Here is a 14,046-nt window from a genome sequence, read left to right on the forward strand (position 1 = left end):
GACTGGTGTCGCAATATTGCGGCCAGTCAGGCTTTATCTGGGTGTCGAATTGCCGTGGATTATGGGATTTAAAAGCATTTAGTGTGCCAATAGTCAGTTATACCAGTTCAAATTCAGCTAAATAGCCACGAATCTGTTCCACTGAGTTGTTCATCATGACGTCAATGATGCTCAAAAAAGGCACAAATTGATGGTTGCCAACTTGTTGGTAAACGATGTTGCTCGGTTGCAGGAAACTCAATTTGATATGTCGTTTGGCAAAGTCATCTCGATTGTATAGGGCGGTGCCGCCGATCGGATTTATGTAGTGGCTGGCGGCCATTAACTGGTTCAGTTCCAAGACTCGGTTTTGTCCGTGCAGTGCGTTGTTCTTGGCAAGCTGCGATGATGTGACGAACTCGGTGTTGATGGCCAGATATTGGCAACAGGTTTGAAGGGTATGAGTGGCAAATAGCGCCATATTGGTAAGCGGTGTCGCTAAGCTTTGAGCAACCACATCTATCGCTTGTTGGTAGTAGGGCGCTTTACCATAAGCACCTTGAATTTGCCGCAATATTTTAGCTTTGTGCTGGTCGCAGTCAGCAGATAGCTGGCGTTCGTTAATGGCTAATAACGTGGAATCTTTTTTCAACGGAAAGGTAATGTAGTGAGCTTTTCCCTGAACGAGTATGCGATTTCGATTGATCCAGCCTCCTTTGATCCACTGGACATCATCATGAACGACGAAGCGATCGACGGCATTGATTAATTGAAAGTAGCCAATGTAAGGAAATACATAGGGCTGCATGATGGCGATTTTCATTTAATATACGGCTGCCTCGTTGTTGAGAGTTAGCTCCAAAGCGGGTTACAACTGTTATTGCCAATAATCCATGAAGCCATTTTTGAAATGCAAATATTGCCAACCTAAAGCGTGGTTGAGCTGCTCAACTCGAGGTTGCACTTCAGCGGCTGGTTCACGAAAAAGCACCCACATTTTTGAGTGTTGATTGTATACCGAGCATTGGTATCCCCAATCCTTCATCAACAACGCCATACTTTTGTTGGTATGAAAAGCGCAGTGTACGGGGATCAAGTACATCCAATTGGGATCTTGAGGGACATTTTCGGGAACCAGAGTGTGAATGGCAAAACAGCCTTTGTCGCTGACGTAAGATTCGATTTCATCTAGGGTGTCGCGATCACGGACATGCTCGAACACGGCAGTGTTGACGACCAGATCGAATTGTCTTGGGAGCAGTGCAGTTTCATCGATCGCATTGATATGCGGCGTAAAATACTTATCGTAAGTTGATAGTTTCAGATCAAAGTAGTCGTTCAATAACTGCGATACAGCACCCACACCACAGCCCCAATCGAGCCAGTCGCCGCGATTAATCAAGCCTTGCTTGGTCATCAGTGAAAGCATTAATGATTGGTTAAAATAACGCTGGTTCCGATTATGTGGATTGTCCTCCGCATAATGGCTTTTCGAGTGATAGGCCTGGTTCAACTGATTCCAATCGTTTGGGGATAATTCAAAGTGGCTTTGAGATGCGCAAAAACCGCAGTGGGGGCATTTGCAATAATCCACTTTTCCCAGCTCATACTCATCAAATTGCTTCGAAAAGTAATAATGCATGTGGGTATCGCAGATAAGGCATTTCATCACTTAAATCATCCTGTTGCTTGATCGTTGTTCGGGCTGCTTATGGTAAGTGTTACTCAGTTTGCAGCAATTGCTCAACGGCGTCAGCTAATACCGTCATCTGCACAATGGAATAGCGGTGGTCGATCGGCAAAGCTAATAAATGTTGAGCAAGATGTCGTTCTGTCGCTGGTGTTTCGGGACGCCTCGTTTCAACGTCAGCCCACAACGATGGTATGAACAACCCTTGCTGAGAGAGCGCGGTGCGGTCGATGGCGTCTTCCGTAAGTAACGGGTAACAAAAGGGGCTAACGGGATGGCTAGGAATATCCAACTGATTGTATTTGCCTAGTCGTTGATGCAAAAGGTGGAAGTTACGCAGCCGAGATTGATACACCGCCAGCATGTCCACTTGTCGCATAAGCTGCTGACTTAAGGGGTGCATTTCAGCGATAGCACAATCAAAGCGCTGTTCGTGAGCTTGATAAAACGAATAGCCTTGTTGCACTTGTCCCGCCGCTCTTAACTCCAAATGTTGGGTCTGTCGGGCGGGAGCCGGCGTCGCAGCCACTGACGCTGATGGTGCACAGAGTAATGCGCCATCGGGTATGCCGAAGTATTTACGGAGCGAACTAAAGGAATAGTAGGGCGAAGGTTCAAACCCAAACAGGTTGTGGGTGTCGTCAATTATCAACTGTTCCGGATGATAGCTGGCAGTGAGCTGCGTTTTGAAATCAGAGCAGATGCCAAAATAGTTAATCCACAGCAATACTGCTTGTGGCTCCAATTGAGGTAACGAGCGAGGATTGAACTGCTGATCAATTGAATAGAAATGTAGCTCAATGGCTAATTCTCTAAATGGCGCCAGCACGGAATCACAACAATAATGCGGGACGTAAGCCTGTTTCGGTTTGAGATGTTGAAGAATGGCCGTAAGGCAGGCTCGGCCACTGGCTAAACGATGTAACTCAGGCTGTTGCCAGATTGGCGCCTTGGGCTGTTCGAGCTCAAAATAACCGCCAATGTTGTGCACAAGCTACTTCCTTATTGGTGCCTTGCGAAGTTCTCTCGCAGGTTACTGTTATTAGTTTTAGTGCGCCGCCACTAGTTGTTGAAACAATGCACTGAGCTGCTGGTCGCTTAGATGACAAGTTTCGCTGTGACAGGGCACATTAATAATCCGGTCGTACAGAGCTTTAGCGGTTGGCGTTGCCGCCAGCGGCGTGTAGTACTTTCTCAGCGTGATATATGGATTGTTAAGCTGGCTATCGGCGATTGGCTGCGGTGCCAATAATGGCACATTGCCGTATGGCTTATCGGGTTCGAGTGGCAATAACAGGGTAAAGCCTTGTTGTTCTGCAAGTGCCGCGATTCGAGCCGCTTGCTGGGCGTAAACTGGATACCATTCAAACATTTGCTGTAGCCACGCCATAATCGATGCGGCATTAATGTCAGCCAGCTTTTCATTACTGCAATAGCGGCGCTCAATATGAGATTGGGCGCGGCCAAAGCACAACATATCTTTGATTAGTTTATCGTCTTGTTCGTTGACGATAATGCAACCACCTTCGCCAATGCCCCACGGTTTAGTTTGATGAAAACTGATCGCTTCATTGGGGGAATGTTGGTGGCGCCAACCGGAAAACAGCCCCACGGCATTATCAACAATCAGCACTTTATTAAGTTGCTTACACAGTTGCTCGTAGGCGCTAATGTCCTGACACAAACCAAAAATATTGGTGATCACAACACCGTCCCAGCTCGATTCGGGCAGTGCTTGTAATGCGTCAATACTGAGCATGCCAGAGGCATCGCAGTCGAGGATTTGGGCGTCGCTCAAACAGCCAATATTACTGGCAATAAAGCCGAACGCGGAAATCACCCAATTGAGCTGACGGCCTGCTTTATGCTCTTCTAAGTGGACTAGCGTTTGCAAAGCCGCGGTCCCACTTTTACACATGACCGCTTTTTTGTGTGGTGGCAGGTGTAATTTCTGTTCCAGAAAGCTTTCTAAACGTTGACTTGCTGGGCCGTAATTAGCCCAGTGGTTGGACGCTTTACTATCAGAGAGTAGGGATTGAATAGCCTCAAAATCCATGGCTTTGTTTTCAATAAATGCCACTGGTTTTGCATCGGAGAACAACTCAACTGCCGGTGTGGCTTGTGGATTTTGTGTTGCCATAACAATACCTTCTGGAAAATATCAGAACCAAGCAACGCTCGGCTCTATCTCTATCTGAACTCTTTATCGGCCCGTAAATTTGAAAGTTGAGTTATCCTCGGTACAAAAGCGTCATATTAAGAGCCGTCGCCGAGTGACTTGTTAGGCAAGTGGCGTAGCGCATAGAGATTCGTCATTGTGCGCGCCAGCTGGCTAATGGCAGCTTTTTGACGCAACGCTTACTCGTTATAAGCGAAGCACATTACATGCCAGCGCCGACTATCAGCGCATTAATAGTTGGTGATAATTATCCAAATTAATCGTGGCGGCGATGACAGATCGTTGCTGCTCATCAAGCCCGAGTACCCGCTTTGCTTCAATTTGTTTGCGTTTGTCGGCATTTTGCTGCCATTGCTCAAGTTGCATCGCTGGCAGTGGCAATTGCAAAGTCTGATACAAATCCTCGAGTACAGCGGTATCGCGATATAAATCTTCGTATTTGATCACGAAAATGCTGAGCTGCTGCATGGCATCAAGGGTTTTGGCAATGGATTCATTCCATTCATCAATAGCGACTCGCCAATTTCGCTCGATGGGCCAGAGGCGCTCGGCTGACTGACCTTGGGCGACTTGTTGTTGAGTTTTGTCCGCGCGTTTCTGATATGAGTCCGCGACTTCATAGGGGTTGCGAACCATATAGATGACCTGACAGGCGGGGAAGTTGTCGATTAGCTTGTCATAGTGATTAAACAATGACGGCAATTTATCGCCGACCCATTTGGCCTGATCGAAGTATTCGACCGCCTCGCCATAATAAGCTTGATGCACTGCATGATGAGAGTCTTCGGCTTGGTAATCGATGCAGAATCGGTGCTTTGCAAATAAGGATGGGTCAAAACCGCCACTCTTTGCCAACCGCCAAGCGAACCGTTCTCGGCCCATCACAATCGCTCGATCATTCCGCAAAAAGTCGGCAATTGTTGTGGTTCCGGAACGCGAGGTTCCAGTAATGAATAAATGATGTTGGGGCATTGCTGTTGCTCCGAACGTCAGCAAGATGAAGGGGCTAGTTTACGGAATTAAGCAGTCACTATGCCAACATCAGGTAAGTGATTTGGATCATGTTTAGCCCCGTTGATGGAATATGGATAAAAAATGAGTGCGATCGTCGAGAAAATGTGAAAAGCAAGCTAAAACAATTTGATAACTCGAGGTGTTAACGCGAGTAAAGGCTTTTGCAATGCGCATTCGGAGAGATTCGATAAAAAATTAAATTTTTTTCTAAAGGATTTTTTTAACGGCCCGATAACCATGGTGAGACTAAAAAATACCTGCTGAGGTTTTGACCCGCAGGACAAGAGGAAAACACTATGGCTCTTACCGTTCAAACTAACGTTTCTGCGATTAACTCAACGCGAAACCTGAGCAAGGCCTCTGATGGGGTCAACACATCTCTGACTCGTTTATCTTCGGGCTTGCGTATTAACAGCGCTCGTGATGATGCAGCAGGTCTTCAAATTTCTAACCGCTTAACTTCTCAGATTAATGGTCTGAATGTTGCGGTTCGTAACGCCAACGATGGTATCTCGATTTCGCAAACCGCAGAAGGCGCGTTGCAAGAATCAACCAACATCCTTCAGCGTATGCGTGATCTGTCGATTCAGTCGGCTAACGGTTCAAACTCTAATTCTGACCGTGTTGCAATCCAAGAAGAGGTTGCACAGCTGCAAAAAGAATTGACTCGTATCGCTGAAACCACTTCGTTCGGTGACCGTAAACTATTAGATGGTTCATTCGGTTCTGAAGCATTCCAAGTGGGTGCACAAGCAAACGAAACCATTGACGTGACACTGGCCGCATTCCGCTCGTCCGACATGGGTACTTATCAGTCACAACTACGTAACTCAGACGGTTCAGGTGGTGCGGCTCCTGCGTCTGCTGGTGGTTTGGGTACAGTTGTGGTCGTAACTGGTGCAGCTTCTGCTCCTCAAGGTGTTGCGGCAGCTCCTGGTAACGGTGTTGACGGTGGCGACATTACTATCACCTCGTCTGGTGCTTCTGACACCATTACCGTTGCAGCGAACGAATCTGCTGGTGATATCGCTGGCAAGATCAATTCGAATGCCGTTGAAACCGGCGTTAAAGCCAACGCTCGTACTCAGATTGACATCACTGGCTTTACTGCGTTGACAGACGGCTCGACCTTGTCGTTTGACTTGGTCGGTGCGAACGATGGAACCAACCAAGAGAAAACCATTATCGCCACCGTTGGTGCCAACGGTAATATTGAAACCTTAGCCAACGAAATTAACAAAGTTTCGGGTGATACGGGGATCACGGCGGTTGCAGCTGATGGTGGTTCGACACTCCGACTGGTTAGTGAGAACGGTGAAGACATCAAGATCGGTAACCTCAATGCGAGTGGCGCGACGTTAACTGCCGAAGCGTACGAGTTTGATGGCGAAACTAAAGCAACTGGTGCTGGTGTGACCTTTGATGACGGTGATGCGGTCACCTTCTCTGGGGTTGTCCAGCTCAACGGTGATAGTGCCTACAACGTGTCGTCTGCGGACGCTTCTGTAGCCGTCGGTTCGGGCACTGATATCGCCGATACTGGGGTGGTCAAAGCTTCCGAATTGAGCGCAGTTTCTGACATTGACGTCACCACAGCGAAAGGTGCTCAAGATGCGCTAGCGGTGATTGACGATGCTCTGTCATACATCGATAGCTCTCGAGCTCAGTTGGGTGCGGTACAAAACCGTTTAACTTCAACTATATCTAACCTTGAAAACATTGTTGAGAATTCATCTGCATCACGTAGCCGAATTCGTGACACAGACTTTGCCAAAGAGACCACTGAACTGACCAAGAACCAGATCTTGCAGCAGGCCAGTACCTCAATCTTGGCGCAGGCCCAGCAGTTGCCACAGGCTGCATTGAGTTTACTTGGCTAAATCAAGTAGTTAACTCGCTGAAAAAGGAGCTCATTAAGTTGAGCTCCTTTTTGCGTTTGTACGGCTAAAGTATTTGCATACTCGGTCGATAAATGAACAATAGAGGAAAGGCTCTTTCGGAGGTGACTTATGGCGATTGATAATAGTGTCATGCCAGATCTGAGCGCGGCGACGGCCATTAAGCCTCAGGTAACTCCACAAGCTGATGAAACTTCTAAATCTGAAGAAGTAACCAAGCAGACCGTGCAAGAAGCAATTGCTGCCGCAGAAGCAGCAAAAGCACAAGCACAGGCAGAGGTGGAGCAGAAAGCTGCAGCGGCGGAGGAAGAGCTGAAGCCCGAGCAGCTAGAAGTTGTGGTACAGCAATTGCAAGAATTTGTGCAGACCTTGAATCGAGATATTGCATTTTCGGTAGATAAAGAGTCTGGCAAGGATGTGATTAAGGTGACAAATCAAGACACCGGAGAATTAGTACGGCAAATTCCTTCCGAAGAAGTGCTACTTCTTGCCGCTCGTTTATCTGAAGCAACCGGACTGCTTGTAAATACAGAAGTGTAAGAGAGTTCGTTATGTCAACAATTTCTACTCCAGGTATTGGCTCTGGCATTGATATCAATGCCATTGTAGGCGCCTATATTGACGCCCAAACAGTGCCCTTTGAGGCGCGCACTAAGGAGCAGGAAGACAGGTACGTTAACCAAATTACTGGCTATGGCACACTTCGCACCGCTGTTGATACGCTTGAAAGTTCCCTCGCGAAATTAACTGATGCAGATACTTATGAGGCGATGAAAATGACCCTCAGTAGCAGCAGTTATTTTGCCGCCAGCATTGATGAAACCGCAGATGTCGGTAGTTTTGAAATCGAAGTTCAGCAGCTGGCTGAAGCTCAAAAGTTAACTTCGGCGGGATTTGTTGCTGAAGATCCGGTTGGTGAAGGTCGCCTAGAAATCAGCTTGGGTAGCGATACCTTTGAAATCGACGTGGCAGCAGACGCGACTCTCGAAGACATTAAGCAAGCGATTAACGAAGCTACTGACAACCCTGGGCTGTCAGCGTCTATTGTGACTGATGATACCGGCGCGCACTTGGTCTTAAATTCTTCAAAGACCGGTTTGGCCAACCAGATTACCATCCGAGCATTTGATGCCACAGATACTGAAATTACCGATGGCACTGGCCTAGGAAAGCTGCAATTTGACTCTGCCGATGTTGCAGGTAGTCAAATGAGTGAAACTCAATCGGCTCAAGATGCCATTATGGTGATCGATGGTTCGTTGACTGTTACCAATGACTCGAATGTTATCGAAGGTGCCATTGCTGGCGTCAAGTTTAACCTGACCGACACCAATGAACCCGGCGAGACCACTCGGATCAATATCTCTGAGGATACAGGTCAGATTGACAATGCGGTCAAAGCTTTTGTCGACGCCTATAACAAGTACACAGAGACTTCAAAGAGCCTTCAGTACGTTAATCTCGATGCTGAAATCACCGCGCCACTAGCCGGTGATGCAACCTTGCGAATGATGGATCGCCAATTTCGCGCAGTGGTGAGCTCTTCATTTGGCGAAGACGGAATTAATTCGTTATCGAATATGGGGATCACCACCAATCGTGATGGTTATCTCGAAGTCGATTCTTCGGTGTTGTCAGATGCGGTGAAAAACAACACCGAAGAGCTGATGAACTTCTTTATCGGCACCGATGATGAGCCGGGAATGGCAGTTAAGTTAGAAGCTCAATTGCAGATTTACTCGGGGGCCGATGGTATTGTTAGTACTCGAGTAGACACGCTGACGGGGCAGGTCGATCGACTGGATAAGGAACGTGAGGTGTTCGAAGAGCGAATTGCTACTCAAGAAGCGCAGCTCTATTCTCGGTTTAACGCGATGGACGCTCAAGTCGCCTCGCTCAATAATACGCTGGACTTCGTGACTTCTCAGTTGAAGAACCTCCCCGGTGTGGTCCGCAAGAATAATGATTAATAAAAACAAGTTAGGCGAAAAAAGCAGCTTCGAGCTGCTTTTTTTATGTCTGAGATTGGAGCCTGTTGGGCTAGCGAACCTTTTTGATTTGTTGGTAAGCGTTTACCCCAGTGGTGGTTTGGCGAAGTGCCAGAATGCCTTGTTTCGCGGTTTCTTTTTGACACTCGGCTTGCTTAATCGCGCGCTCAGTCATAGCCGATATCTTCCGCAGCAAGGGCTCAATTTGGACTTGATTCTGGGCTGTCAGGTCGGCACATAGGCGCCGCGCTAAGCCATCGAGCAATTGGGTTTGGCCATTGATTTGGGCGACTTCTTGCGCAATACCTTCGCCATCTGTGGCCTGCTCTAGAGCAGCAAATGCGTTATCCAATCGCTCGGTAATGGTGTCGAGCAATTCGTTGGCATCAGGCTGATGGGTTGCCATGATGGAACTCTTGTGGGATGCCGTCCCAACCTTCTTTGATTTCACGAATAATGCCGGAGATCTCGTCGACGTGGGACTTGTCCGACTCAATGTTGGCAATAATCAATTTTTGTGTGCAGTAGTCATACAGAACGTCTAGGTTACCGGCGATACTGCCGCCTTTTTCTAAGTCTAAGCTGGCTTTAAGCACGTCAAGCAAACGAATGGCTTTACTGATGTTTTCACCTCGGAGTTTGACATCCTCTCGGTCAATGGCAACGGAGGCTGCCGCTAAATGGCCCAATATATGTTGAAACACCGCCGCGACTTGAGCATGAGGAGAGGCTTCTTGCAGCGAAGCGACAGTATTTTTTTGATATTGCTGAATAGAGTGTCGAGCCATTGGGTATCACTTTTTGTCAATGGGCCTAAACTGAGTTTACGTACTGAGTTTACACCGTAATAGTCAATCGGCATGCCGATTTTTTGTCAATCGAGGTCAATCAAGCAAGGACTGTACCGAGATGATGAGTACAAAGTCTAGATGAAATCGCGATTTGCCCTAATGCGCCATGTCGCATAACTCACAGCTTGGGTAAGATGAATTGCGAGCGATGGTTGCCATGCTATTGTCTTTAGTTAGAATACGGTTTGCGTACGTCAAAAACTTGAACATAAAGCGTTGGATAGACTAACAACTATAATGAGCAAGGCAGCCAAGGTAATCAACAACAATGCATGGTAACTCTGAAGTACTGGTGATCGATGATCACTTGAAGCGTCGACAACAACTGGAGCTCCTTCTGGAATTCGTCGGTGAACCCTGCAAACTGGTCGATTCTGCCAATGTTGGCGAAGTGCTCACTTCACAGGTCGCTTGGCGCAGTGTGCTGGTTGGCCAAGTTGATGCTGGTGGCCAAGCCTCGCTGGTTAAACAACTAGCGAGCGAATACAAAGCACAGCCTTTTTTGCTGATCGGTGAAAACGACGAGAGTCTCAGTGCATTACCTAATGTCATTGGCTCGGTATTAGAACCTTTCAGTCATGGTCAAATGACGCAGATGTTGCATCAGTGTCAGGACTATCACCTCAAAGCACCGACCGCGACTAAGCCCACGAATCAGCATCAAGAGATACTGTTCCGCAGCTTGATTGGTCGCAGCTCCAGCATTCAGCAAGTGCGCCAACTGATTCAGCAAGTTGCTGGGACCGATGCCAATGTGCTGGTTCTGGGCGATTCCGGGACCGGTAAAGAAGTGGTGGCGCGTAACATCCACTATTTGTCAGCCCGCCGCAAAGGCCCGTTTGTACCGGTCAACTGTGGCGCGATCCCTGCTGAGCTGCTCGAAAGCGAATTGTTTGGCCACGAGAAAGGCGCATTTACCGGCGCCATTTCAGCGCGCAAAGGGCGCTTTGAAATGGCTCAGGGCGGTACCTTGTTCCTTGATGAAATCGGCGACATGCCGCTGAATATGCAGGTCAAATTATTGCGTGTGTTGCAAGAGCGCTGTTTTGAGCGAGTTGGTGGCACCACCTCAATCACTGCTGATGTTCGAGTTGTTGCGGCGACTCACCGCAATCTTGAAGGCATGATTGAAAAAGGCGATTTCCGCGAAGACTTGTTTTACCGCCTGAATGTCTTTCCCATCGAAATGCCATCGTTAAGCGAGCGCAGTGAAGATGTTCCGCTGTTAATGCAGGAACTGGTGGAGCGCTTGGGAGCTGACCACAAAGCAGGGATACGGTTAACTGAGTTGGCTCTAGAGTCGCTAATGAAACACGACTGGCCGGGTAACGTTCGCGAGCTGGCCAATTTAGTTGAGCGTCTGGTTATTTTGTTCCCCAACGGCATGGTTGATGTGAATGATCTGCCGTCGAAATATCGGCATTTAGAAGCGCCAGCCTACGAGCATGAATACGATGAGTCGCTGCTCGAACAGGAAATGCTCAACGAAGTGTTCCAGACCGAAGTGTACGTGCCGCCAGAAAATACTGTGTCAACTCAGCTGCCTCCTGAAGGTGTCAACCTCAAGGAAATGATGACCGAGCTGGAAATAGATATGATCCGCCAAGCGCTCGACACCACCGACTGGGTGGTTTCAAGAGCAGCCGATTTACTCGGTATGCGCCGTACCACGCTGGTTGAAAAAATGCGCAAATATTCCTTATCAAAAGATACCGCTTAGTCTCTCCTAGGTTAGAGGTGTCATATTGCTGACACCTCTAATTTCGTCTTTAACTGCCTGATTTAATTAGCAAATAAAGTTGGCATGCTGACTGCATTGCTCTGTTGGATTCAATTATCTGACAGAGGCCTGTATGCAGTCATCAAATCCTCTTGAGTTAACTCAGCCCAACTCGGCAATGCCATCGTCAATGGCTAGTTCCCTGTTGTCCGGTGAGCGCACCGAATTATTGGCCCATCTTGTTGATGAGTTGCCATCAGGGATCGTGGTGCTCGACGCTCAAGGTGTAGTGACTGATGCCAATCAAGCTGCCATCGACATGCTCGGCGAACCCTTAACAGGTATTCGTTGGCGCAGTATCAGCGAGCGCTCTTTTCGGCCCAGAGAAGATGATGGTCACGAGATCTCATTGAAAGATGGTCGCCGAATCAAATTTGTCACGCGGGCGATCAAAGGCGGAAAAGGTCAGCTGATTGTATTAACCGACCTCACTGAAACTCGTCAGTTGCAAGAGCGAGTCGCCCATATGCAGCGGTTATCATCGCTTGGCAAAATGGTGGCCTCGCTTGCCCATCAGGTCCGTACGCCGTTGGCGGCAGCAACACTTTATGCGGCCAATCTTGGCAATGAATCATTAAACGCAACGGCACGACACAAGTTTCAGGGCAAACTGATCGATCGCCTAAAAGATCTGGAAAACCAAGTCAATGACATGTTGTTGTTTGCTCGCTCCGGTGAAGGTCTCGCTGCTGGCGAGCTGTCGTGTCAGCAATTACTGACTTCAATTGAGAACTCGGTTGAAGTGATGATGCTACAACACAAAGCAGCACTTGCGGTTCGCTTGCCTGAGCCTGATTTGATGATCACTGGTAATAGCAATGCGTTGTCGAGTGCGATTAGTAATCTGGTACACAACGCCTTGCAAGCGGAAGCCAGTCGGGTCCAAATCAGTGCCAATCAATCGTCAGATGGCCGCTTGGCAATTTGTGTCAGCGACGATGGTAAAGGCATCCCAGAGTCATTGATCCACCAAATTCAGCAACCTTTCTTTACCACTCGTAGCCAGGGAACAGGTCTTGGCTTGGCGGTGGTGCAAGCTGTTGTACAAGCCCATCAAGGCCAATTGACGATCCGTTCAAAACCTAATCTCGGCACGCAAGTTTGTATTGATTTGCCCTTAGCGGTCCACGAACAAAGCGCCAACGCGGTAGGAGAATAACAAGATGACAGCACATGTATTAGTTGTCGAAGATGACGCCGGCCTGCGAGAAGCGCTGGTCGACACATTGGAAATAGCAGGTTACAACTGCACTGAAACGGAAAGTGGTGAAGAAGCCATGCTGGCTCTCAAAGAGCCGGTGTTTGATATCGTGGTGTCTGATGTGCAGATGCAAGGCATGGATGGCTTGGGGTTATTGCGTTCAATACGAGCCAAGTACCCACAATTGCCAGTGCTATTGATGACGGCGTATGCCAATGTGCAAGATGCGGTGACTGCGATTCGAGATGGCGCGACCGATTATTTATCGAAACCTTTTGCTCCAGAAGTATTGCTGAATCAGGTCAGTCGTTATGCTCCGGTGAGCCAAGCTGAACCGATGCGGCCAGTGGTGGCTGATGCCAATTCAAAGGCGTTGCTGGATTTAGCCGCCAGAGTGGCGCAATCCGATGCCAGCGTCATGGTGTTAGGGCCATCCGGCGCCGGTAAAGAAGTGCTGGCCCGCTACATTCATGATTGCTCGCCACGAAATGAACAAGCATTTGTTGCCATCAACTGTGCTGCAATCCCAGAGAACATGCTCGAAGCCACTTTGTTTGGTTATGAAAAAGGGGCTTTTACCGGCGCCATTCAGGCTTGTCCGGGGAAATTTGAGCAAGCCCAGGGCGGCACCTTATTGCTTGATGAAATCACCGAAATGGATTTGTCGTTGCAGGCGAAGTTGTTGCGGGTATTGCAAGAACGGGAAGTGGAGCGGCTCGGCAGCCGCAAAACCATTTCGCTGGATGTTCGAGTGTTGGCAACGAGCAACCGAGATTTACAACAGGCGGTGGCAGAAGGAAAGTTCCGCGAGGATTTGTTTTATCGTCTGAACGTCTTTCCGTTGACTTGGTTGCCGCTCGCACAGCGCTCGGCTGACATTGTGCCACTTGCTAAGCATCTGATTAAAAAACACTGCAAGCCCTCTGGTCAGCCGATTCCAGCATTAACCAATGAAGCGTGCCAGAAACTCACGAGCTACCACTGGCCTGGTAATGTTCGTGAGTTGGACAATGTGATTCAGCGCGCGCTGATCCTTCATCATGGTGATATTCAGGCCCACGATCTGTTGCTTGAAGTGCAATCGTCGATGGTGTCGAACGTGACTGCAGTGCAGCCATCGGTGCCTATTGAGCAGGCACATGCTTTGGCAGATGCCGCAGTGGCTGCTGACGATCTGGGTAGTGAACTGCGTCATCAGGAGCATCATATTATTTTGAAAACGCTTGCTGAATGTGGCGGAAAACGATCGGCTGTTGCTGAAAAGTTAGGGATTAGTGCCCGTACGTTGCGTTATAAGATTGCCAGGATGCGCGATCAAGGTATTGAAATACCAGCATAAAAATTAACTCTTATGAAAAGGGCAGCCATCTTGGCTAATGCCGATCAGTTAACGACAAACTGATCGGTTGACCGATCTTCCGCAGGCTATATAAAGGTCTTAACTTCTTCAGTTAGGACCTTTTTCT

13 protein-coding genes are annotated in these 14,046 nt (G+C 48.3%); 6 read left to right on the plus strand and 7 right to left on the minus strand.

Features of this window, described 5'->3' with window-relative positions; translation table 11 throughout:
* Positions 1-97: 97 nt before the first annotated feature.
* The 5 genes from IC617_RS15560 to IC617_RS15580 all read right to left on the minus strand — a co-directional run bounded on the left by IC617_RS15560 (position 98) and on the right by IC617_RS15580 (position 4,820).
* Positions 98-802 (minus strand): WbqC family protein, encoded by a 705-nt coding sequence (locus IC617_RS15560; RefSeq protein WP_191145908.1) that lies wholly within the window; start codon positions 800-802, stop codon positions 98-100.
* Positions 803-856: 54 nt separating this feature from the next.
* A complete protein-coding gene (locus IC617_RS15565) occupies positions 857-1,648 on the minus strand; it encodes a methyltransferase domain-containing protein (RefSeq protein WP_369410420.1) in 792 nt (263 codons plus the stop codon).
* 52 nt (positions 1,649-1,700) lie between these two features.
* Positions 1,701-2,660 (minus strand): hypothetical protein, encoded by a 960-nt coding sequence (locus IC617_RS15570; RefSeq protein WP_191145910.1) that lies wholly within the window; start codon positions 2,658-2,660, stop codon positions 1,701-1,703.
* A 57-nt stretch (positions 2,661-2,717) separates the two neighbouring features.
* Positions 2,718-3,809, minus strand: coding sequence for a DegT/DnrJ/EryC1/StrS family aminotransferase (locus tag IC617_RS15575; protein WP_191145911.1), 1,092 nt, complete (start codon positions 3,807-3,809; stop codon positions 2,718-2,720).
* Between the two features lie 261 nt (positions 3,810-4,070).
* Positions 4,071-4,820: a sulfotransferase gene (locus IC617_RS15580; RefSeq protein WP_191145912.1), complete on the minus strand. Its 750-nt coding sequence runs from the start codon at positions 4,818-4,820 to the stop codon at positions 4,071-4,073.
* A 338-nt stretch (positions 4,821-5,158) separates the two neighbouring features.
* Between IC617_RS15580 and IC617_RS15585 the strand changes: the two genes are divergently transcribed.
* From IC617_RS15585 to fliD, 3 genes are all read left to right on the plus strand, one after another.
* Positions 5,159-6,742: a flagellin N-terminal helical domain-containing protein gene (locus IC617_RS15585; RefSeq protein WP_191145913.1), complete on the plus strand. Its 1,584-nt coding sequence runs from the start codon at positions 5,159-5,161 to the stop codon at positions 6,740-6,742.
* Between the two features lie 129 nt (positions 6,743-6,871).
* A complete protein-coding gene (locus tag IC617_RS15590; protein WP_191145914.1) occupies positions 6,872-7,300 on the plus strand; it encodes a flagellar protein FlaG in 429 nt (142 codons plus the stop codon).
* Positions 7,301-7,311: 11 nt separating this feature from the next.
* Entirely contained in the window at positions 7,312-8,730 is a 1,419-nt protein-coding gene (fliD, locus tag IC617_RS15595) for a flagellar filament capping protein FliD (RefSeq protein ID WP_191145915.1), read from the plus strand.
* A 70-nt stretch (positions 8,731-8,800) separates the two neighbouring features.
* Here fliD and IC617_RS15600 read toward each other — a convergent pair whose 3' ends face one another.
* Positions 8,801-9,154, minus strand: coding sequence for a hypothetical protein (locus tag IC617_RS15600; protein WP_191145916.1), 354 nt, complete (start codon positions 9,152-9,154; stop codon positions 8,801-8,803).
* Positions 9,135-9,536, minus strand: coding sequence for a flagellar export chaperone FliS (fliS, locus tag IC617_RS15605; RefSeq protein WP_191145917.1), 402 nt, complete (start codon positions 9,534-9,536; stop codon positions 9,135-9,137). The genes IC617_RS15600 and fliS overlap by 20 nt, the downstream gene beginning before the upstream one ends.
* A gap of 331 nt (positions 9,537-9,867) precedes the next feature.
* Between fliS and IC617_RS15610 the strand changes: the two genes are divergently transcribed.
* The 3 genes from IC617_RS15610 (at position 9,868) to IC617_RS15620 (ending at position 13,919) form a co-directional block, all read left to right on the plus strand.
* Positions 9,868-11,319, plus strand: a complete 1,452-nt coding sequence (locus tag IC617_RS15610) for a sigma-54 dependent transcriptional regulator (protein WP_191145918.1) — start codon at positions 9,868-9,870, stop codon at positions 11,317-11,319.
* 133 nt (positions 11,320-11,452) lie between these two features.
* Positions 11,453-12,538, plus strand: a complete 1,086-nt coding sequence (locus tag IC617_RS15615; protein WP_224746052.1) for a sensor histidine kinase — start codon at positions 11,453-11,455, stop codon at positions 12,536-12,538.
* 4 nt (positions 12,539-12,542) lie between these two features.
* Positions 12,543-13,919: a sigma-54-dependent transcriptional regulator gene (locus IC617_RS15620; protein ID WP_191145919.1), complete on the plus strand. Its 1,377-nt coding sequence runs from the start codon at positions 12,543-12,545 to the stop codon at positions 13,917-13,919.
* The last annotated feature ends 127 nt before the right edge of the window (positions 13,920-14,046 follow it).

It is taken from the genome of Neiella litorisoli (genome assembly GCF_014773395.1).
GTDB classification, from domain to species: Bacteria; Pseudomonadota; Gammaproteobacteria; order Enterobacterales; family Neiellaceae; genus Neiella; species Neiella litorisoli.

Excerpts from the sequence above, each read along its gene's own strand:
- IC617_RS15600 (WP_191145916.1), bottom strand. The coding sequence starts at position 9,154 with ATGGCAACCCATCAGCCTGATGCCAACGAATTGCTCGACACCATTACC.
- IC617_RS15610 (WP_191145918.1), top strand. The coding sequence starts at position 9,868 with ATGCATGGTAACTCTGAAGTACTGGTGATCGATGATCACTTGAAGCGT.
- IC617_RS15565 (WP_369410420.1), bottom strand. The coding sequence starts at position 1,648 with ATGAAATGCCTTATCTGCGATACCCACATGCATTATTACTTTTCGAAG.
- IC617_RS15590 (WP_191145914.1), top strand. The coding sequence starts at position 6,872 with ATGGCGATTGATAATAGTGTCATGCCAGATCTGAGCGCGGCGACGGCC.
- IC617_RS15585 (WP_191145913.1), top strand. The coding sequence starts at position 5,159 with ATGGCTCTTACCGTTCAAACTAACGTTTCTGCGATTAACTCAACGCGA.
- fliD (WP_191145915.1), top strand. The coding sequence starts at position 7,312 with ATGTCAACAATTTCTACTCCAGGTATTGGCTCTGGCATTGATATCAAT.
- IC617_RS15620 (WP_191145919.1), top strand. The coding sequence starts at position 12,543 with ATGACAGCACATGTATTAGTTGTCGAAGATGACGCCGGCCTGCGAGAA.
- fliS (WP_191145917.1), bottom strand. The coding sequence starts at position 9,536 with ATGGCTCGACACTCTATTCAGCAATATCAAAAAAATACTGTCGCTTCG.
- IC617_RS15580 (WP_191145912.1), bottom strand. The coding sequence starts at position 4,820 with ATGCCCCAACATCATTTATTCATTACTGGAACCTCGCGTTCCGGAACC.
- IC617_RS15615 (WP_224746052.1), top strand. The coding sequence starts at position 11,453 with ATGCAGTCATCAAATCCTCTTGAGTTAACTCAGCCCAACTCGGCAATG.
- IC617_RS15575 (WP_191145911.1), bottom strand. The coding sequence starts at position 3,809 with ATGGCAACACAAAATCCACAAGCCACACCGGCAGTTGAGTTGTTCTCC.
- IC617_RS15560 (WP_191145908.1), bottom strand. The coding sequence starts at position 802 with ATGAAAATCGCCATCATGCAGCCCTATGTATTTCCTTACATTGGCTAC.